Below are 17,772 nucleotides of genomic sequence, written 5' to 3'. Positions count from 1 at the left end.
TTTTAGTTGTTCTATACAAACTAGAACAACAGGTGTTATACTATTTATAGAACAAACAAAAGGAAGGGTGTAAGTGGTATGGAAGAGTTAGCAAATATCCCGTGGAAGCTTATCGCGCCGGTGCTTGTACTGCAGTTCATTTTAATGGTAATAGCCTTAATTGACCTCATCAAAAATCAGCGGACAAAAGACTCGTTCATTATGTGGTTATTCATTATTTTACTTCTCAATCTAATCGGTCCTATTTTGTATTTCATCTTCGGGAGGCGTCAAGAATGACTCAACTTCTTCACGTGCAACAACTTACTAAGGTGTTTGGCAATCATCGAGTGGTAGACAGAATTTCATTTGAATTAGCAGAGGGAACTTCCACCGCGTTAATTGGACCAAATGGGGCAGGCAAAACGACGACATTGTCCATGTTGGCAGGGTTAGTGACACCTACAGAAGGAACGGTATTGTTTCATAATGAACAAAAGAAGGATTTGCGCTCATCTATCGGTTTTTTGCCGCAATATCCTAAGTTTTTCCCATGGCTGACGGCTTTGGAATTCACGGAGATGGCCGCTCGTTTAAGTGGGGTAGAAACGAAACAAGCGCGATTAGAGGCGCAGAAGACACTTGAATTTGTTGGACTTAGCGACGCATTAAAAAAGCGAGTGGGCACTTTTTCCGGTGGTATGAAACAACGTTTAGGATTAGCACAAGCAATCGTACACAAACCTGAACTTTTACTGTTGGATGAACCAGTATCAGCGCTTGACCCAGTAGGGCGTCGACAAGTCATGAATTTGCTGAAAGAATTGCAGCAACAAACGACAATTTTATACTCAACGCACATTTTAAATGATGCAGAAGAAATGACAGACCAGCTTTTATTTTTACGAAAAGGTGTGCTAGTGGAAAATGGTTCCCTCACAGACGTTAGTAAAAAATATGCGAATCCTCGTATTCTTATTGAGTTTGAATTAGATACGGAAGTCAAAAGGTTCGTCGCACTTGCGCCATGGAAGGCAACGAGTGAACGTCAACGTGTTTCAATCGATCCAATAACGGAAGAAACGAATATGTCAGAAGTGCTAGCGTTCTTGCATACCCATTCTTGCATCGTTCGAAAAGTTGAACTGCAAACCGCGAGCTTAGAAGAAATCTTTATGAAAGTGGTGGTCGAAGGATGAGAAATTTGGGGGTTTTATTGCAAAAAGAATGGCGGGAAAACGTCCGTAATTATAAGCTATTTTGGATACCTGTCGTGTTCATCATCTTCGGAATCATCGAACCAGTCACAAACCACTTTCTTCCGCAAATTATGAAAAGTATCGGGAATATGCCTGAGGGGACGGAATTCGTGTGGCCGGAACTTCGAGGTGAAGATATATTTGTATCTTTAATGGGGCAATACCAGATGATCGGAGTGCTTATTCTCATTCTTGCGTTTATGGGGTCTATCGCTAGTGAACGAAAAAATGGGACGGCTACGTTGCTTTATGTACGACCGATGGATTTTGGAAGCTATTTTCTCAGCAAATGGATAGTTGTCAACGCCATTATGCTGGGAAGTATGTGGGCGGGTTTCCTAGCTGCTTGGTATTACATCGACATTTTATTCAACCCAGTTGATGTAGGGGAAGTCATGCAGTTTGCCGGCACATATAGTTTGTGGGTTGTTTTTGCGGTCACAGTCGTCCTTGCGTTAAGTGCATGGCTTTCCACAGGAGGTGTAGCGGGCGTTTCCATTTTGGTGTTAATCGTTTTACCGGTAATTGATTCTTTCGTTGGTATGTATTGGACGATTTCACCTTTGAAACTAGCGAAGTACGCATCATATGCTTTTCAAGATGCGCTAGTGGAGACTTCAGCGGTTTGGCTGAGTATCGGATTAACTGTTGGGTTAATTATCGGGTTACTCCTGATTGGGATTTTTTTCGCCAAGCGCAATGCTGCGAAGACGACTGTGTAAAGAGGATCTCTGGGGGGAATGCCGCGTTCCGGGCGGTTATGCGGCGTATTGCTGGAATATGCTGAGTTACGTGGGGTTATGCGGCGTATTGCTGGAATATGCTGAGTTCCGTGGGGTTATGCGGCGTTTTGCTGGAATATGCTGAGTTCTGTGGGGTTATGCGGCGTATTGCTGGAATATGCTGAGTTCTGAGGGGTTATGCGGCATATTGCTGGAATATGCTGAGTTCCTTGTGGTTATGCGGCGTTTTGCTGGAATATGCTGAGTTCTAAGAGGTTATGCTGCGTTCGGGGGAACTATGCGGCTTTCCCAAGAAATATGCCGCGTTTGAGAAAAGTATGTGGTGTTCTAAAGCTTCAGAGTAAAATGGATACTGGATTCCCAATCAGCATGAACCCGCGTGGAGTTCCTGTAGGCGGAAGTTGTCTTTCGCGCAGAATGCTTTTACCAAACAAAAGGTTTTGATTTAGTGCTTTACAAGTAATCGAGAGCGTTCATGAGTATGCATGCTGTTTTCGTTCAGACTTTTAATCTCGTCCAGTATAAAACCGCGTGAAAGCAAGGTGTATGGAGCCATTGCTTCGCGCGGTTCTTTGTGGTTGCTAACAGGTGTAATTGGTTTTACTCGGTTGAAAATTTTTCTTCACTTGAGGAGGAGTCTTTCGTATCCCGTGGTCGATTTTCCTCTTCCTCTTCCATCCGCACATCCTCTAGTGGGATGGAGTCGACGGTTTGCATATCTTCATGCATGTCGTAAATACTTTCCTTGTCTGTTGGCAGGTTTTCAGGATTGTCCATGAACGAACCTTCTGCATCTTTTCTGTCTTTTTCCGTGAAATTCCGTTTTTTGTTCATGTGTGACACGTCCTTTCTTGTTACGCTTTTTTCTACTATTCACGTTTTAATGTGAGATGAAACATGCAGGTGTTTTTGATTGAAAATTGGGTAAAGTATACTAAAAGTCAAGAAGAATAGGAGCGTTTTGCCAAATGACGAAAAAGCATGTGGGAACATTTAATGGAGTAGATGAGGCGATAATAAAAATTACGGGATTACAAGCTGAAGGATATCGAGATGAACAAATTTCAGCGGAAGTGAGTTCGGAAAATGTCGCGTCTGCATTAGAGAAACGCACTTCAATAGTAGTCGATAAAATGACGGATCCACATCAAGAAGATCGAGCAGTATCGCTTTTCATTGAAGCTGAAGAAGAGGAAAGGGATAGTAGTGCTGAATTGACTGAAAGTGGAGAAGTTCTTTCCAGTGAGGATCATAACGAACCAAGGGATGCCAACTCCGAATTGGTGCCAAGAATTAATACAACAAACCTTTAAAAGGAGTAAGGGACAGTCCTCGTCACAGGGGGTATGACGAGGACTGTCCCTACCAATGAAAATGCATTATCGTCGGCTATGATGATCATCCAAATGTTCTTTGAATTCACCGACTTCTTGTTGGGCTTCACCTTTCAGTTTGTCCATTTTTCCATCAGCTTGCATTTTTGCATTATCGGTTGCATTTCCAAATTGATCTTTTGCTTCGCCTTTGACTTTATTGACTGCGCCCTTCGCTTTTTCAGAGTATCCATTGTCTCTCATGTTAACATTCTCCTTAAATCGTTGTAGTTATTGGATACCCCACAGAAAAATTTACTAAACGCAGCAAGTTAGCAAATTGTTTTTCTAGTTGTCATGAGGGGAAAGTACTTAATAGAGTTCGTAATTTTGCGGACAAACTCATCTTTCTCGTCTAGGGCGAGTTGGATATAATGGTAATGTAGCGATATGTTTTGGAGGAGATGGCATGATTCGAAAAGGACGTTTTGCAATTTGGAATGGGAAGGAATATCCCATTGTTTCAAGAGATCGCAAATACTTTCTACAATCAGAAAATCTTGAGGATGCGCAGCAAGGCTTTATCAGCTTAGAGCAGGAAGGTGTACTCTTTAAAGAAGTTGCAATCCAAGAATTGGAGGATGCATACGAAATTTTCCCTTATGCAATGCTTTCAGGCTACCGTTTTGCGATGGAAAGCTATAACGAGCAAAATGGAATGATTACGCTCGTTACGAATAATCCGTATGCAATTAAAAAAGTCGATGTCAGTCCACATGGCAAAGATGAATACCAGATACAGATTCCGTTTGAACAAATTACGGTTTTAGAAGACCGAATACCGATACTTGGATTTGAAGAATGAAGGAAGGGAGCGAGGAACTCTCTTCCTTTTTTCCTGCTCGCAAGCAGGTCAAGCGGTGCAAGTTGTCGTTACGATCCTTGTTTCAACAATTGTAGGACAGATTGAGCTTGTTGCATATGCAACGAGAGGACGTATTGGCTCGCTTGCATAAGCACATTCGCTTTTGTCAGTGCCATCATTTCTTTTGCGATATCGACATCTCGTATGCGTGATTCTGCTGCAGTCAAGTTTTCTTCCATCGTCAATGCGTTGTTGTAAGCATGTTCTAGACGATTGATGTAGGCGCCCATTCTAGAACGTTCGGAGGAAACCTGTTTAATGGCATCGTCTACAAAAGAAATCGCGTCATTCGCTTGTTCTTGTGTGGCGATTGAAGCATCTTTCAGTGCGAGTGCGTCGATCCCCATATTCCCGATTGTAAATTCTATGGATTGTCCAGCATTCGCTCCTGCTTGTGTTTTGAATGAAGACTGAGAGCCGTCGAGCAACGGTTTTGTATTGAATTCGGTATCTTTCGAAATACGTTGAACTTCTTTTTTTAACTCTTGGAATTCGAGTTCAAGTTGTTCACGGTCGACATCTGTCATCGTACCATTAGCAGCTTGAACACTTAACTCACGCATGCGTTGCAAGATTGCATGGGTTTCGTTCAACGCACCTTCTGCAGTTTGTAACATTGAAATACTATCTTGAATATTACGTTGCGCTACTTGAAGACCACGGATCTGAGCACGCATCTTTTCCGATATTGCTAAACCAGCCGGGTCGTCTGCTGCGCGATTTATGCGTTTCCCTGAAGAGAGTCTTTCCATAGATAGAGCAATTTGGCTTTGATGCATGTTCATATTCCGAACGATGTTCAATCCCATTGCATTCCATTTGCCGAGCATACCTGTTCCCCCTAAACAGTCATTATAGTTAGTATCGGACTAATATGGAGAATGTTAACAATTATGTGCTACTATTCAGGTTTATTGTTAATTTTGTACAAACTATCGTCTGTTTGTGAAGGTGTCCCACGGCCATCCGTATTATTGGAGATGAAAAATAAAGAATCTCCGTCTGAGTATACGTCACGAATACGTCCATAGCCTTCAATCGTATCTACTATTTTCATATTTTCAGGATCAATAACCAATATTGCCTCTCCACGAAGTGCAGCTACATATAACAACCCCTTATGAAATGTCATTCCCGAAGGTGCCCAAGTTTCATTGTTTCCTGATGTAAGTAAAGGGGCTTCCGTCCCCGTCAATGTTTCCTGTCCTTCGACGAGTGGCCATCCATAATTCCCACCTTGAATAATCCTGTTCAATTCATCATTTGCAGATGGTCCGTGTTCTGAAGAATAAAGGTTTCCTTTCTCATCCCACGCAAGTCCTTGAGGATTCCGATGACCTAAGCTAAATATCGTGAAGGTTCCATCCGCTTCGAGTTTTAAGATTTTTCCATTAAAACTGGTTGGATTCTGTGCTTTGTTAGGAACAGATCCATCACCAATCGTTGCATAGAGCACGCCTTCCGGTGATAATGCCAACCGACCACCATGGTGGAATGAGCCGGATTCAACCGCATCCAATAGGATAGCTTTTTCGTGCCATGCATTGTTATCGTACGTGAGCGTCACAATTCGATTAAAGGGCTTACCGTTTTCGTCATACGTATAAAATGCATAAGCGGACTTGGATTGACTGAAATCGTCTTGAAGCACAAATCCTAGTAAACCTGCTTCAGCTGCATTGGATAACGATTTTGAAAGGTGGACGCGTTGACGTTCTTTTGTTCCGTCTTGTTTGATTTTCACAATCGTTCCGTTGCGTTCTGTTATGAAGAAGTTCTCACCGTCTGATGCAATCGCCCAAGGTATTTCTAAGTTGTTTGCAATTTTTTCAATGCTTCTATGGTTCGCATCAAGTTCTTTCGATGAACAACCTGCTAAGACAACTATTACAAGTATCCATACAAATCTTTTCATTGATAACCGTCCTCTCAACAAATATTCATGAAATGTGCCGTGTCTACAGAATTCAAATTCAACGAGTATGAAAACCAGGGAGAAACGGACATGCTAGAAATGACTACATCGAAGGAGGAAGGAAGATTGTCGAGGAAGCATACCCATTTTTATCGATGAATCTCCTCATACCGGACTGTTATACAAATCGTTTAGGCGGGTCAGAAAATGAAAGCACGATTATTTGTATAGGAAGGGAGGCATACTAAATGAGCTTGGCGAGTATTGGAGTACCTGGTTTAATCATCATTTTAGTCATTGTCTTAATACTGTTTGGACCTAGAAAATTACCGGAGGTCGGTTCGGCGGTTGGTAAGACATTGGCAGAGTTTAAGAAATCGGCTCGTGACATCATTGACGATGAAGAAGGCAAGAAGGAAGAGCCGAAGAAAACCGATATTGCTTGAAGGTGATGAAATGGTAGCGCATGATGAAGAAAAGGAACCGTCCGCAACTGTCGATGGACAAAATGCAGCGGCAAAGATGACAAGCAAAGAAACTGATTCGTCACCGCTAATCTCTTCAAATCATAGTGGCGATGGAGGAGAAGAGGATCCAACGCTCGTCGATCATCTGACGGATTTGCGTAAACAACTCATTAAGAGTACGGTGACATTTGTCGTCTTTTTTATCTTAGTTTTTTCAACAATAAATTTATGGTTTCCAGTTGTTACGAGAGGTCACGAGCTCATTGTGCTTGGTCCGTTAGAAGTTGTTACGTTCTATATGTCTCTCTCGCTGGCCTTGTCGTTCGGCTTATCGCTCCCCTTCATTTGCCATTATCTTTGGCAATTTGCAAAGCCGGGTTTACTAGAGAAGGAAAGTCAATTCATCGGGTTGTACTCGCCAATTATGCTCTTGTTGTTCATAGGGGGATTGGCCTTTGGGTATTTTGTTGTTAACCCATTAAGTTATCGCTTTCTCGTATCCATAGGAGCGATGAATTTTACCGTCATGGTGTCCGCACAAGAGTACGCCAAATTTTTGCTTATGACGACGATGCCGATTGGTTTACTATTTGAATTGCCGATTGTCGCAATGTTTCTATCCGCAATCGGTTTACTGACAGGGGATACATTAAAAAAAGTACGAAAATGGTCGTATATCTCACTCGCAATCATTTCCGCACTTATTACGCCTCCTGATTTCATTAGCCAACTCATCGTGCTTATTCCGATGGTTTTGCTCTACGAAGCGAGTATACTGATTGTTGTCTATATGGAAAAACGAAAAAACAACGGGGCTGTACAGAAAGTCAGTGAAAACTGATTGACTGTGTCAGCCTTTTTTAGATTCACGCCCCATAATCTGTTGCTCTCGAGGTGATGGGTTGTATTAGTGGATGGGGATTAAAAGTTCGACTTGTTCTTCCGCAGCCTGCTCGTCTAAGTGGAAGCGTTCAATATGGAAGACTTCACTTCCTTTTGGAGTATACCCATTATCCTTTATCCACTGAAAAATCTTGTCATAGCCATTTACAATCGTTTTGTTTGTACAAGTTGTTTTGGCATATTGCATCGTTGGAATGGTAAAGCCAATCATCTCTTCAGGAATGACTTCCAATGTCGTCACTTCAAGGCAAGCAAAATAGGTCGTCACAATTCCGTTTCCTACATATGGAGAACATAAAACTTGTCGATCCACATAATTCTCTACTTCGAGCATTCTCTTTTCAAATTGTTGTTGTACTTTCATGGCAGCTTCAGGAAAGCCGGATGGAAACGGGGCAGTCATACTTATTCCGACAAACTTGAATTCCTTTGTTACAATCTCACATTCTTCTTTAGCATGTACGTGACTCATTTCGTTTTTCCAACCCTTTCAAATCTTTTTTAAAACTTACTTACGTTAATTCGACAGCTTGTATGAAAATTCCTTTTACAAAGGGCTGTTTCTTTAGAAGATTTTTAAATATCCTTCTACTGAGGGTGGAGAGTGCTATAATGAACCTATAAAATTGTCTGACGACTGGATGTGGGAACATGCAACAGGAAGGGTACACACCAAAAGATATTCAGTTTTGGAAAATTGTTTTTGGATTAGGAATGGCCTCTGTATTTATATTTGCGGCGATGTATTCCATGCAGCCGTTGCTACCTTTATTTACAAAGCAATTTGGGATATCTGTATCCTATGCGAGTACAGCGATGTCGATAACGACAATCGGTCTTATTGTTGGTTTGGTGGTTCTTGGCTTTTTCTCCGATCGAAATGGAAGAAGGCTTTACATACAGTTATCACTAATTGGATCCGTCATCCCTTTCTTCATAATCCCTTTAACAGATTCTTTTTTTGTCATTATCTTGTTCCGCTTCCTCCAAGGATTTGCTTTAGCAGGTGTTCCTGCGGCTGCCCTTGCGTATATGAGTGAGGAAATACATGTACGATACATTAGCATTGCAACTGCAACGTATATTTCTTTTAATAGTTTGGGGGGCATGATTGGTCGTTTTTTGACAGGTTTTGTCGCTGAACAATATACGTGGCAGACATCGTTATACATACTCGCTATATTTGGTACTGTCCTCTGGGGGGTTCTGCTGTTTGTATTGCCAAAATCCAAGAAGTTTGTCCCGAGTGCCAATGGAATGATGAAGGATATCGAAGGATTCATGTTCCACTTGAAAAATCCTTCGTTGCTGCTCGTTTTTGGGTTAGGGGTTGTGCTCCAATTAGCATTCACAGGTGTATGGACGTTTTTGCCGTTTCATCTCATGGAGCCGCCTTATTCACTATCACTAGACACCATTTCATATATGTATTTAGCGTATGGGTTTGGAGTAGTTGGTGCACCGCTTGCAGGTTGGTTGGCGGGCAAGTATGGGCTTAGAAATGTACGATTAGTCGGTGTCATCCTGTTATCAACGGGTATTGCAATGACTTTGTTTGCCCCGCTTGAATTGATTGTTATCGGCTTATGTATCATTTGCCTTGGATTTTTCACAGCGCATTCATTGACAGCAGCTTCTGTCAGCAAAGAAGCGACACATCATAAGGGGAGCGCATCCAGTTTGTATCTCGTCTCCTATTACATCGGTGTAGCAATGGGAAGTACGTTGCTCAGTCCACTTTTTGAAGCGGGAGGATGGAGTGTTCTTATTGCATTCACAGCAATCTTACCCGTCGTATATGTCAGTATTATTCGGTTTAATAAAAGAAAGAAAGCGCATGGAGTGCGTTGATTTGTAGGAAGGAGTGAGGAATTGACGAGCGCATTATTCGGGCTATCTATACTATCCACCGCCCTCATTGTACTTTGTTTTTATTTCACCTTGACGTTTTTTCAGCATATAAAGTCGGGTGATGAACGGCTTGCTCAACAGTCGAAAGTTGCTGCGGTTATTTTACTTGCTGCAAGCTTGTTACTGCCTGCCTTCGTTGCATTTTAATAAACAAACCGCATGGAGCCAAATCTTTGATTCCATGCGGTTTCTTCATTTGATTTTACTGAAAGGTTTCCGGAATGCTATGGAGGTCAATGCCCCATACAGCCGGGAGTAAGAAATAGATGGCAGCAGTTACTAACAGAACGCCGATAATATTGAGTACCAAACCGGCTTTTGCCATATCCGGAATGCGTAAATAGCCGGAGCCGAATACAACGGCGTTTGGCGGCGTTGCAACCGGTAACATGAATGCACAAGATGCAGCAACCCCTGCCGCAATCATTAATGCGTATGGGTGAAAACCGAGTGCAACAGCGAGTGCAGCCATAATTGGGTACATCATGGATGCCGTCGCAGTGTTCGATGTAATTTCCGTTAAGAAGATAACAAGTGTCGCGACAATTAAAATGACGACGAGAATATGAACGCCTTGCAATCCCGATAATTGAGAGCCGATCCATACCGATAATTCCGAACTGACGAAACCAGCAGCAATTGCTAGTCCTCCACCAAATAACAATAAGATGCCCCACGGTAATTTGACTGCGGTGTTCCAGTCAAGCAGGTGGTCGCCCTTCTTGTTTACGGATGGAACAATGAAAAGCAAAATGGCAAAAACCATTGCAATGACACCGTCACTAATCCCGTCGATGAACTTAGACAGAAGGAACGTTCTCGAAATCCAGGCGAAAGCGGCCAAGATGAAAATAATAAGAACCAGTATCTCTTCAGCAGATGCGCTACCTAACTTTTTCTTTTCATTATCAATGACTGCACGCCCACCAGGTAACGTTTTCAATTTGGACGGATACGCAAACTTAACAAGATAAAACCACGCGATAAATATGAAGGTCCATGCGAGAGGCACGCCAAACAGCATCCATTTTGCAAAGGATAATTCTATGCCATACAATTTATCAATCGCTCCAGCGAGTAAAGTATTTGGCGGCGTACCGATTAATGTTGCCACACCTCCAAGCGATGCGGAGTAGGCAATCCCAAGCATGAGTGCTTTACCAAAACCGAAATTTTCTTTCGACGTATCAACGGAAGGGTCATCACGTAAAGCATCAGAAATTTGATAAATAATGGCAAGTCCAATCGGTACCATCATCATGGCCGTTGCTGTATTGGAAATCCACATCGATAAAAACCCTGTAGCCACCATGAATCCGAGAACAATACGGTCCATATTCGTACCGATTGCAGAAATAATCGTCAACGCAATCCGTCGGTGTAAATTCCATTTCTCCATTGCTAGCGCAATCATGAATCCACCCATGAATAAGAAGATGGTTTCATCTCCATAAGCAGATGCAGTCGCCTTCACGTCCAACCCACCTGAAAGTGGGAATAATACGAGCGGCAACAGTGATGTAACGGGGATTGGAATGGCTTCAGTAATCCACCAAGTCGCAATCCACATTGTACTTGCTAAAATAGCGACGCCTTCTAGAGATAGCCCTTCTGGTTTGAAAAACAATAACGTTATGAAAAATAATAGCGGTCCTACAATGAGACCAACCAATTGTGCTGGAGAATAGCTTCGTGAATCTTTGCCGCCACCGGCATTTCCTACACCAACCGCCTGTCCACCCCCTCCCCCTGAAGCAACTTCAGACGAATTTGGCTGAAAGAAAAACCGAAATAAACCTTTTGCTTGGTCATGCATGTCCCATAAACGGTTCCAAGTAGACGACAACACTTTAAATTCCTCCCTTTTGTTAGATAATTTTAAATTCTGTTTTTAGTAAGTATACTAATCTATCATTGTTGAATCAAGCTGGAATTAGTAAAATGCTGTCGATTATAGGAGGTGGGAACCAATCGGTTGGTTGCTTAAAGACCCTTCTTCTCGTTTGGAAACAGAGGGCGTTCAAAAAATAGTAGGGGAAGCAATTGCAGTAGAAATTTATAATCCATCGTTGTTTGAGCATATTCATCTAAAAGTGTTAATGTAGATTTAAAAGAAGATAAATCTTTCTTTTATTTCTCCACTTCATGTTTTGCTGTTCTTATGTCGTCTTTTAACCCTTCCGATATTTTGTGCTTACTTTATCTACCTCCAAAGAATATGAATTCAAACTCTCTGTCTTTGTCAAAAGACATATTAATTAAATGGCTTTCTTCTTTCTCAAGATCATAAATAAAGTAATTGATATTCACACCTTCAGGGTGCATAGAAAAACTAGCTATATGCATAGGATATCCAGCTAGTTTAATAGGAAATGGAAGGTTGCTCTCTGGTACGCCAAAATCAATTTTATCATCCTTTAGATTAAACTCTACGTTGTATTCCTTTTTTAGCTCTTCGAACTTTCCATCCGAAATATAGCCCATAATATTTCTCGATTGGCGATCAGCAACCTGTAAGTAACTACTATATTCTGCAATATCCGTTTTAAGTTGTTCATTCTCTTCTTTCAACTCCTGGATTTCCTTTTCTTGATTTTCAATTTTATTCTCGTATTTTTTAACTGTTTGATTCAATTTATCATCATTCGAGCAACCGACTACAAACAACAAAATAAAAGCAAACGCCCATATTCTTTTCAAGTAAATCCAACCTTTCAATTTTATGATAATAGGGTGAATCTTTTTCTACCTGCTCTAGCGTAGGTAGACATTAGACGGTATGAAAGGATTGAAAGTTTCAACAATTCGTTCTCCTGGAAAAGATTTTTAAATGATGATCAAGTCATAATTTGTTCTGGAAATTGAAACTGAAAAATATTTATTTCCTTCCATCTATTGGGTAAGTTGCTTTGGTTGAGTATCGACATGCTGTTAAATATGTATTTTAGTATATTTCTACAAGAGCTAAGAGTTGAGCATATTTTTTTGAATCCGAAAGTTGCTCCACTCCGTCTAACAGATAAAGTCAGGGAGGTGTTAACAGTTAATCATGCAAAATAACAATGATTTCGGGAGCATTCTAGATGAATATGGAGAGTCTCTATTGCGGTTAGCTTTTTTTCCCTGTTAAAGGAGTCCAACTACGAAAAAATAGCTGAAAAGGTTGATCCAGAACATGGTGTTACCTTTGATTTTTATGCGGATTTTGGTCATCCCAATGGCTATGGAGGGAAATATGTCAACTTATCAAAGAAGGACATAAGTAAAAAAAATGATACAAAGTATGTATGGGGAATGGATGAATCAGAAAAAGAATTTCAAATGTCTTTAGATGAATATGTTCAGCAGTTCCTCTTACGAAGATGGGGATGGAGAGATGTAGATTATAGTATTGTTACTTTTAATGAACCAGCAGAGAATTTTGCGGGTGTTATCAATACCGTCCATGAATTTTACCCCGATGCTAAATACGTAGAATACTATTCGCCAGGAGAAACCGAGCATTTATTCCAATCACTGCGGTTCATCTACCAAGAAAGAGACGGAGAATGGTATCTTATAGGAATAGCTCGTGATGTAGCTACTGTATGACAAATAGTAAATGGAAGAAGACGTCAGATGGCCAATCTAAGGATTTATCTTGAGTGAAAGTAACCTCAATTCACATAGAAATTCAAATAGAGGAGAAACTAAACAGACGCTAACGAAAAAACGGCACCCCGTTGAAGGATGCCGTTTATCTGTGAGAAAGACTTTTTATGCTGATCCGTTTTTCGAGGTGAATGGTTCTGCGAGGGATTCAAACTGTTTCATCAGCTTTCCTCTGGCATCTTTATTTCGCATCAGATAGGCCGCTCCAATGCCTAATGCCGCAATCGCCATTTTCTTCATTAAAAAGCCACCTTTCTCACTGTGGATTGTGGATCTCTGTTAAGGTGCCCTAAAAGGTTGAAGTTATCCATATTCACTTCATTTTTATGATTGAAGCATGAAACAAACCGACTAGGATTCCGTCTAATCGTAAAAGGGGGTGGGAATGATTAGAAGATTATTTATCGTTGTTTCTATAATTTTGATTTTTGGACTATTTGGCTGTGTGAAAAATAACAACGAAGAAAATGTAAGTGGTGAACCGAAAATTACCAATGACTCTAAACAGGTAGATGATTTCAAAGTAACAATAAATGTTGAAAAAGACCTTAATGTTTACGCCACAATTACTTATATAGGAGAAGCAGCAGAAAAAGATATATATCATGGTGGAAGTATTTTTTTCTTTAATATCTATCAACAAGATGGTGATTTTGAATATTTTGGTGCTATGACTCAACCATTAATAACAACAACTCTGATTCAGAATGAACCTCACATAGTAAAATTTGAAGGGATAGAAAAACTTAAATTAAAGACAGGTACTTATGAATTTGAAGCTATTGCTAATTTTTCCTTGGATTTAGATGACGTATTAGAAACAAAGTATGAAATTCCTGTTTCTAAAATTACGAAACCGATCACCTTTTTCATTACAGAATAAATAGTCGCTCACTATCTTTCGTGTTGCCAGGTATTTTTTTAGGCGGCCAGCGCATTCATGCGTAAACAAAACGAATCGTTCTTTGTTTCCTTTCCCTTCTCGTATCCAAATTTGTCGGGTATCCCATTTCACATCCGAGAGCTTAATATTCAGGAATTCACTTATCCTGCACCCTGTTGTATAAAGGGCCTCCACCATTGCGCGCTCCTTTGGATCTGGCCTGGTCAACTCTTGGAGAAGCGTAAGTTGCTGTCTGACAATAATCCAGTGATGCTTGCCGATCACGATGGTGAAAACCCACTTCTTATAATCAATATCTCTTTGGCTCTCTATGATGGATACAAAGTATACAGCGCAGGCGGCAGTAAAAAAGAAGTTGCCGCGGCAGTCGGGATGGGCTTGCTTCCGACCGGAAAGCTTAAGGGTATTGGAAAGGCTGTTGGGTTTGTTACTAAAGGCCATGTTAAACAGGTTTCAAATATGAATGAATTTTTTGGTATGGAATTTGGAAAAACGATAAGTAGTTCCTTATCAAAATCAAAAGTAAAGTACGATGGCCAATCACTTTATAAGGTAGAAAAGAAAACAGATAACCAATATCTGAAAAAGGGTTATGGAGTTTATCTTGACGCATTACACAAAGACCATTTAGAAGTAATAGATAAGAAGGGAAATTTGAAATACGTATTGAATTTAGACGGTACTTTAAACCCTGACAAAACTAAGAAAGCCCTTGGACGAGTAGTTAAGGGGTGGTAATAATAGTGGAGGAATTTTTATATGGATAAAAAGTTAGAGGGAATATTGGACATACTAAATAAACTTAATTCAAGTATTAATATTGTTAATAAAGAAGATTTAGATGTACAGTACAAGAATCTTGAGGATTTTAGGTTGTTAACTAAAGACTTGGATATTATATTAAACAATTTTGGTTCTTTTAATAAAAAAGATGGTGATGAAATAGAGAAAATGCTATTTGAACTTCATAGAATTCTAACAACGTTTGAATGGCATTTCTCTGAAATCAGTGATTTAAACACAACAATTTTAAAAGTTTATAAAGACAAAATCAATAACATCTAGTAATGAGAAGCCTTAAAAGAGTTTTATTTTCTTTTAAGGCTATTTTAGTGGAGCGAACGGTGTTAGGTAACTAATCCTCTATGTGTGTATAGCGCGCTTCGCTTTGGCCGCAATCACAGCCTACTATACGTATGATCATGACGGCATGCCGTTAACAATGACCCAAAATGGTCAGACTTACTACTATATTGTTAATGGAAGTAAGGAAATTGTTGCCCTGACGGATTCATCCGGCACAACAGTTGCTTCATATATGTATGATGCGTGGGGAAATATTCTACAACAAAGCGGTCCGATGGCGGAAGAAAACCCACTTCGATATAAGGGCTATCGTTACGATACGGAAGTTAACTTTTACTATTTAGTCGCACGCTATTACGAACCCACGACAGGAGTCTTTTTATCACGGGACCCGCAAAGTGGATCAGTGACCAGCCCGATATCTCAAAATAGTTATGCCTATGCAGACAATAATCCAGTGATGTTTGCCGATCACGATGGTGAAAACCCACTTCTTATAATCAATCTCTCTTTGGCTGACTATGATGGATACAAAGTATACAGCGTAGGCGGCAGCAAAAAGAAGTTGCTGCGGCAGTGGGAATGGGGTTGCTTCCAACCGGAAAACTTAAAGGTGTTGGGAAGGCTGTTGGGTTTGTTACTAAGGGTAAAGTTAAAACTGTTGATGATTTAATTAAAAATGCAATACCAGGGAGAGCTACTAAGGGTAGAACTTCTCAGTATGACTTATCTGGAGGATTTGATAAAGCATTAAAAGATTTTGGCTCATTACAACCAAAGATTACAAAGAATACTCCTGAATTAAAAGTTGGTACATTGAAAGATGGAAGAACAGTAATAGTAAGAAAGAAAAGTAGTGACGGACGTCCAACAATTGAAATTCAAGATGGAAAGAAAAAATAAGTTTCGATATTAATTGAATAGGAGGAAGAGAATTGGAACATTGGGAAAGATGGACACCAATAAATGGAGTACCCTCAAAATTATATAATGATACATTTATTGATAGTAAAGAAGGAATAATATTAGAGTTTAGCGACAAAAAAGATAAAAATAAATTTGTAGTCAAGTTTGAAGATGGAGTATTATCCTATAGGAATACAGATGAAGGCTCATTATTGAAGAAACTTAATTATTTAGACCAACAATACGGTACAGATTTTTATAGCGAATGGACTTTATTTAAAGTAACAAACTCTGAGTATATAAATTGGTTTCTTGATGAATGCTCTGGTATTTATGAGCAAAACCAAGTTGAACATTATGTGTTTTTTACACCAAATGATATAATCGAAATACTAACAACATACACTCCAAGTGTTGTAATAAGGTAACTGCTGTTTTATGGAAACTATACTATTCCCCCTTTTAATAAATCGAGGCCACTGAAAAAGTCCAGGACGTCCAAAGTGATTTCCATAAACACGCTTCGGCGCTTGCGGATGCCTCCCGCCATAAGCCAGGCAGAAAACCACTGCCAGTCTTATGGCTTCGGCTTCAACGTTTAATGGTGTCCCGATGATCGTAAGCGTCAAATAGCCCCCGTCTCTTGTAAGGCTGGGGGCTATTTGAGCTTACGTTATTTCACTTTTGATTCAGGTTAGTTGCACTTATCTCCCCATCAACCGAACCCGTTAGGATTGTCTGTACATAATTTTTCACGAGTTACTTTCGATTAAAAAATCCTTTGCTATTCGGCCAGAACCAAATAGCAAAGGATGATTTAGTTAGTATGTTTGTTTAAAAAATCTTTCATTAATTGATTTGATAACGTGTTTTCGTCAGAAAATAAGTTATGGCTGCTATTTGCTAGGATGTGTAGTTCACTATTTGGAATAAGTGCATTCATTTCTTCGCTTTCTGAACAAGAAGTAATCCAATCATGATAGCCAGCTAAAATTAATGTAGGCACATGTAGATCCTTTAACTCATCTCGTACATCATACGTGCGAAGGAAATCTCCAAAACCTTTGTTTATTGCTTCGACGTTGCGTTTAATAGTAGGTCTCTTAGGTGGCGTTGCACGTGTATCCAATGTAGCGACTGCTTTTGAATATAATGGAGCCATAATTCTATCGTATTCTTGGAGCTCTTCAATTGTTTCAAATTTGCCTTCCCACAATCGATCAGCCATTGCTATTTGTTCTTGAGTACCAACGTCTTCCATATGCTTTTTCGCTTTTTCCAAGAAGCTATAGGAAGGTGCAGTAGCCGCTAAGATGAGGCCTGCAAGATGATCTTCATATTTTACGGCATAACTCATTGCAACTATGCCACCATAGGAATGACCTAGGATCCATATTTTATTCAAACCTAGATGTTGTCGAAGTGCTTCCACATCTTCTACGTTTTGTGTCAACGTATAGTTTTCAGGTCGATCCTTTTCGGAAAACCCACAACCGCGTTGATCGATATATACGAGTTGAGCGGTTTTTGTCAGTTCATCCAAATAGGGCTTAAATGTTATGTGGCAGCCACCAGGCCCTCCATGAATAACAAATACCACAGGTTTTTCTTTCAGTTGGTCTCCGTCGATTTCAATGCTTTGTCCATCTACGTCATAGAAAATCTTTGTACCGTTAATATGTGCATACATCTTCACTAACCTCCATTTTTTTATAAATCCATGTTCATTGGTTGTGCAAGAGATCTAAAAGAAGACGCATAGCTTATCACGTCTTTCTATCTATCGGACAAACTAAGTCGTCCATTGAAT

26 protein-coding genes are annotated in these 17,772 nt (G+C 40.2%); 16 read left to right on the top strand and 10 right to left on the bottom strand.

Translation table 11 applies throughout. The features are described 5' to 3' along the window. Window positions 1–78: 78 nt before the first annotated feature. The 3 genes from ACVHUV_RS02585 to ACVHUV_RS02575 are packed head-to-tail and all read left to right on the top strand — an operon-like array spanning window position 79 to window position 1,960. Window positions 79–279 carry a PLDc N-terminal domain-containing protein gene (locus ACVHUV_RS02585; protein WP_317945693.1) on the top strand — a complete coding sequence of 67 codons (201 nt, stop codon included), beginning with the start codon at window positions 79–81 and terminating at the stop codon, window positions 277–279. Further along, window positions 276–1,178, top strand: coding sequence for an ABC transporter ATP-binding protein (locus ACVHUV_RS02580; RefSeq protein ID WP_462086043.1), 903 nt, complete (start codon window positions 276–278; stop codon window positions 1,176–1,178). The genes ACVHUV_RS02585 and ACVHUV_RS02580 overlap by 4 nt, the downstream gene beginning before the upstream one ends. Beyond that, a complete protein-coding gene (locus ACVHUV_RS02575) occupies window positions 1,175–1,960 on the top strand; it encodes an ABC transporter permease (RefSeq protein ID WP_462086042.1) in 786 nt (261 codons plus the stop codon). The genes ACVHUV_RS02580 and ACVHUV_RS02575 overlap by 4 nt, the downstream gene beginning before the upstream one ends. A 621-nt stretch (window positions 1,961–2,581) precedes the next feature. On the opposite strand, the gene ACVHUV_RS02570 is transcribed toward ACVHUV_RS02575, so the two are convergent. Then, window positions 2,582–2,815: a YczO family protein gene (locus ACVHUV_RS02570; RefSeq protein WP_371391302.1), complete on the bottom strand. Its 234-nt coding sequence runs from the start codon at window positions 2,813–2,815 to the stop codon at window positions 2,582–2,584. A gap of 134 nt (window positions 2,816–2,949) precedes the next feature. On the opposite strand from ACVHUV_RS02570, the gene ACVHUV_RS02565 reads away from it, so the two are divergent. Next, window positions 2,950–3,294: a hypothetical protein gene (locus ACVHUV_RS02565; RefSeq protein ID WP_371391303.1), complete on the top strand. Its 345-nt coding sequence runs from the start codon at window positions 2,950–2,952 to the stop codon at window positions 3,292–3,294. A 66-nt stretch (window positions 3,295–3,360) separates the two neighbouring features. Here the strand turns inward: ACVHUV_RS02565 and ACVHUV_RS02560 are convergent, their stop codons facing one another. Continuing rightward, window positions 3,361–3,558: a CsbD family protein gene (locus ACVHUV_RS02560; protein WP_317945686.1), complete on the bottom strand. Its 198-nt coding sequence runs from the start codon at window positions 3,556–3,558 to the stop codon at window positions 3,361–3,363. A gap of 205 nt (window positions 3,559–3,763) precedes the next feature. On the opposite strand from ACVHUV_RS02560, the gene ACVHUV_RS02555 reads away from it, so the two are divergent. Beyond that, on the top strand, window positions 3,764–4,159 hold the full coding sequence (locus ACVHUV_RS02555; protein ID WP_317945685.1) for a UCP033725 family protein: 396 nt from the start codon (window positions 3,764–3,766) through the stop codon (window positions 4,157–4,159). 68 nt (window positions 4,160–4,227) lie between these two features. Here the strand turns inward: ACVHUV_RS02555 and ACVHUV_RS02550 are convergent, their stop codons facing one another. Beyond that, on the bottom strand, window positions 4,228–5,049 hold the full coding sequence (locus tag ACVHUV_RS02550; protein ID WP_462086041.1) for a flagellin N-terminal helical domain-containing protein: 822 nt from the start codon (window positions 5,047–5,049) through the stop codon (window positions 4,228–4,230). A 71-nt stretch (window positions 5,050–5,120) separates the two neighbouring features. Beyond that, window positions 5,121–6,134, bottom strand: a complete 1,014-nt coding sequence (locus ACVHUV_RS02545) for a PQQ-dependent sugar dehydrogenase (protein WP_462086040.1) — start codon at window positions 6,132–6,134, stop codon at window positions 5,121–5,123. A gap of 248 nt (window positions 6,135–6,382) precedes the next feature. Between ACVHUV_RS02545 and tatA the strand changes: the two genes are divergently transcribed. Both tatA and tatC read left to right on the top strand, forming a co-directional pair. Then, on the top strand, window positions 6,383–6,580 hold the full coding sequence (gene tatA / locus ACVHUV_RS02540) for a twin-arginine translocase TatA/TatE family subunit (RefSeq protein WP_317945682.1): 198 nt from the start codon (window positions 6,383–6,385) through the stop codon (window positions 6,578–6,580). After that, window positions 6,519–7,442, top strand: coding sequence for a twin-arginine translocase subunit TatC (gene tatC, locus ACVHUV_RS02535; RefSeq protein WP_462086039.1), 924 nt, complete (start codon window positions 6,519–6,521; stop codon window positions 7,440–7,442). Before tatA ends, tatC begins: the two co-directional genes overlap by 62 nt. 66 nt (window positions 7,443–7,508) lie before the next feature. On the opposite strand, the gene ACVHUV_RS02530 is transcribed toward tatC, so the two are convergent. Then, entirely contained in the window at window positions 7,509–7,976 is a 468-nt protein-coding gene (locus ACVHUV_RS02530; RefSeq protein WP_462086038.1) for a GyrI-like domain-containing protein, read from the bottom strand. Between the two features lie 179 nt (window positions 7,977–8,155). Between ACVHUV_RS02530 and ACVHUV_RS02525 the strand changes: the two genes are divergently transcribed. Together ACVHUV_RS02525 and ACVHUV_RS02520 are read left to right on the top strand one after the other, a co-directional pair. Then, window positions 8,156–9,355 carry an MFS transporter gene (locus ACVHUV_RS02525; RefSeq protein ID WP_462086037.1) on the top strand — a complete coding sequence of 400 codons (1,200 nt, stop codon included), beginning with the start codon at window positions 8,156–8,158 and terminating at the stop codon, window positions 9,353–9,355. A 21-nt stretch (window positions 9,356–9,376) separates the two neighbouring features. Beyond that, window positions 9,377–9,562, top strand: coding sequence for a hypothetical protein (locus tag ACVHUV_RS02520; protein ID WP_317945675.1), 186 nt, complete (start codon window positions 9,377–9,379; stop codon window positions 9,560–9,562). 55 nt (window positions 9,563–9,617) lie between these two features. On the opposite strand, the gene ACVHUV_RS02515 is transcribed toward ACVHUV_RS02520, so the two are convergent. Further along, window positions 9,618–11,264 (bottom strand): SLC13 family permease, encoded by a 1,647-nt coding sequence (locus ACVHUV_RS02515; RefSeq protein WP_462086036.1) that lies wholly within the window; start codon window positions 11,262–11,264, stop codon window positions 9,618–9,620. Window positions 11,265–11,614: 350 nt separating this feature from the next. Continuing rightward, on the bottom strand, window positions 11,615–12,115 hold the full coding sequence (locus ACVHUV_RS02510) for an FtsB family cell division protein (protein ID WP_462086035.1): 501 nt from the start codon (window positions 12,113–12,115) through the stop codon (window positions 11,615–11,617). Window positions 12,116–12,709: 594 nt separating this feature from the next. Between ACVHUV_RS02510 and ACVHUV_RS02505 the strand changes: the two genes are divergently transcribed. Further along, window positions 12,710–13,006 carry a hypothetical protein gene (locus ACVHUV_RS02505; protein WP_462086034.1) on the top strand — a complete coding sequence of 99 codons (297 nt, stop codon included), beginning with the start codon at window positions 12,710–12,712 and terminating at the stop codon, window positions 13,004–13,006. Window positions 13,007–13,171: 165 nt separating this feature from the next. Here the strand turns inward: ACVHUV_RS02505 and ACVHUV_RS02500 are convergent, their stop codons facing one another. Continuing rightward, window positions 13,172–13,306 carry a hypothetical protein gene (locus ACVHUV_RS02500; protein WP_317945667.1) on the bottom strand — a complete coding sequence of 45 codons (135 nt, stop codon included), beginning with the start codon at window positions 13,304–13,306 and terminating at the stop codon, window positions 13,172–13,174. 145 nt (window positions 13,307–13,451) lie between these two features. On the opposite strand from ACVHUV_RS02500, the gene ACVHUV_RS02495 reads away from it, so the two are divergent. Continuing rightward, on the top strand, window positions 13,452–13,949 hold the full coding sequence (locus tag ACVHUV_RS02495; protein ID WP_462086033.1) for a hypothetical protein: 498 nt from the start codon (window positions 13,452–13,454) through the stop codon (window positions 13,947–13,949). On the opposite strand, the gene ACVHUV_RS02490 is transcribed toward ACVHUV_RS02495, so the two are convergent. Next, window positions 13,881–14,147 carry a tyrosine-type recombinase/integrase gene (locus tag ACVHUV_RS02490; RefSeq protein WP_462086032.1) on the bottom strand — a complete coding sequence of 89 codons (267 nt, stop codon included), beginning with the start codon at window positions 14,145–14,147 and terminating at the stop codon, window positions 13,881–13,883. The genes ACVHUV_RS02495 and ACVHUV_RS02490 overlap by 69 nt on opposite strands. Window positions 14,148–14,195: 48 nt before the next feature. On the opposite strand from ACVHUV_RS02490, the gene ACVHUV_RS02485 reads away from it, so the two are divergent. The 5 genes from ACVHUV_RS02485 (at window position 14,196) to ACVHUV_RS02465 (ending at window position 16,390) form a co-directional block, all read left to right on the top strand. Next, window positions 14,196–14,708 (top strand): hypothetical protein, encoded by a 513-nt coding sequence (locus tag ACVHUV_RS02485; RefSeq protein WP_462086031.1) that lies wholly within the window; start codon window positions 14,196–14,198, stop codon window positions 14,706–14,708. Window positions 14,709–14,729: 21 nt separating this feature from the next. Continuing rightward, window positions 14,730–15,035 carry a hypothetical protein gene (locus tag ACVHUV_RS02480; RefSeq protein ID WP_462086030.1) on the top strand — a complete coding sequence of 102 codons (306 nt, stop codon included), beginning with the start codon at window positions 14,730–14,732 and terminating at the stop codon, window positions 15,033–15,035. An 82-nt stretch (window positions 15,036–15,117) separates the two neighbouring features. Next, entirely contained in the window at window positions 15,118–15,729 is a 612-nt protein-coding gene (locus ACVHUV_RS02475; RefSeq protein ID WP_514132983.1) for an RHS repeat domain-containing protein, read from the top strand. Next, a complete protein-coding gene (locus tag ACVHUV_RS02470) occupies window positions 15,633–15,959 on the top strand; it encodes a hypothetical protein (protein WP_462086957.1) in 327 nt (108 codons plus the stop codon). Before ACVHUV_RS02475 ends, ACVHUV_RS02470 begins: the two co-directional genes overlap by 97 nt. A gap of 32 nt (window positions 15,960–15,991) precedes the next feature. Next, window positions 15,992–16,390 carry a hypothetical protein gene (locus ACVHUV_RS02465; RefSeq protein ID WP_462086029.1) on the top strand — a complete coding sequence of 133 codons (399 nt, stop codon included), beginning with the start codon at window positions 15,992–15,994 and terminating at the stop codon, window positions 16,388–16,390. A 389-nt stretch (window positions 16,391–16,779) separates the two neighbouring features. On the opposite strand, the gene ACVHUV_RS02460 is transcribed toward ACVHUV_RS02465, so the two are convergent. Next, complete coding sequence (locus ACVHUV_RS02460) at window positions 16,780–17,652, bottom strand: alpha/beta fold hydrolase (protein WP_462086028.1); 873 nt, start codon at window positions 17,650–17,652, stop codon at window positions 16,780–16,782. Between the last annotated feature and the right edge of the window lie 120 nt (window positions 17,653–17,772).

The sequence above is a fragment of the Sporosarcina saromensis genome (assembly GCF_054901285.1).
Note: the sequence above shows the minus strand (reverse complement) of the source record. Positions and strands in the feature narration are given on the sequence as shown.

Excerpts from the sequence above, each read along its gene's own strand:
- ACVHUV_RS02560 (WP_317945686.1), bottom strand. The coding sequence starts at position 3,558 with ATGAGAGACAATGGATACTCTGAAAAAGCGAAGGGCGCAGTCAATAAA.
- ACVHUV_RS02500 (WP_317945667.1), bottom strand. The coding sequence starts at position 13,306 with ATGAAGAAAATGGCGATTGCGGCATTAGGCATTGGAGCGGCCTATCTG.
- ACVHUV_RS02530 (WP_462086038.1), bottom strand. The coding sequence starts at position 7,976 with ATGAGTCACGTACATGCTAAAGAAGAATGTGAGATTGTAACAAAGGAA.
- ACVHUV_RS02480 (WP_462086030.1), top strand. The coding sequence starts at position 14,730 with ATGGATAAAAAGTTAGAGGGAATATTGGACATACTAAATAAACTTAAT.
- ACVHUV_RS02490 (WP_462086032.1), bottom strand. The coding sequence starts at position 14,147 with ATGGTGGAGGCCCTTTATACAACAGGGTGCAGGATAAGTGAATTCCTG.
- ACVHUV_RS02555 (WP_317945685.1), top strand. The coding sequence starts at position 3,764 with ATGATTCGAAAAGGACGTTTTGCAATTTGGAATGGGAAGGAATATCCC.
- ACVHUV_RS02495 (WP_462086033.1), top strand. The coding sequence starts at position 13,452 with ATGATTAGAAGATTATTTATCGTTGTTTCTATAATTTTGATTTTTGGA.
- tatA (WP_317945682.1), top strand. The coding sequence starts at position 6,383 with ATGAGCTTGGCGAGTATTGGAGTACCTGGTTTAATCATCATTTTAGTC.
- ACVHUV_RS02545 (WP_462086040.1), bottom strand. The coding sequence starts at position 6,134 with ATGAAAAGATTTGTATGGATACTTGTAATAGTTGTCTTAGCAGGTTGT.
- ACVHUV_RS02585 (WP_317945693.1), top strand. The coding sequence starts at position 79 with ATGGAAGAGTTAGCAAATATCCCGTGGAAGCTTATCGCGCCGGTGCTT.
- ACVHUV_RS02525 (WP_462086037.1), top strand. The coding sequence starts at position 8,156 with ATGCAACAGGAAGGGTACACACCAAAAGATATTCAGTTTTGGAAAATT.
- ACVHUV_RS02580 (WP_462086043.1), top strand. The coding sequence starts at position 276 with ATGACTCAACTTCTTCACGTGCAACAACTTACTAAGGTGTTTGGCAAT.
- ACVHUV_RS02460 (WP_462086028.1), bottom strand. The coding sequence starts at position 17,652 with ATGTATGCACATATTAACGGTACAAAGATTTTCTATGACGTAGATGGA.
- ACVHUV_RS02550 (WP_462086041.1), bottom strand. The coding sequence starts at position 5,049 with ATGCTCGGCAAATGGAATGCAATGGGATTGAACATCGTTCGGAATATG.
- ACVHUV_RS02565 (WP_371391303.1), top strand. The coding sequence starts at position 2,950 with ATGACGAAAAAGCATGTGGGAACATTTAATGGAGTAGATGAGGCGATA.
- ACVHUV_RS02570 (WP_371391302.1), bottom strand. The coding sequence starts at position 2,815 with ATGAACAAAAAACGGAATTTCACGGAAAAAGACAGAAAAGATGCAGAA.
- ACVHUV_RS02575 (WP_462086042.1), top strand. The coding sequence starts at position 1,175 with ATGAGAAATTTGGGGGTTTTATTGCAAAAAGAATGGCGGGAAAACGTC.
- ACVHUV_RS02505 (WP_462086034.1), top strand. The coding sequence starts at position 12,710 with ATGGATGAATCAGAAAAAGAATTTCAAATGTCTTTAGATGAATATGTT.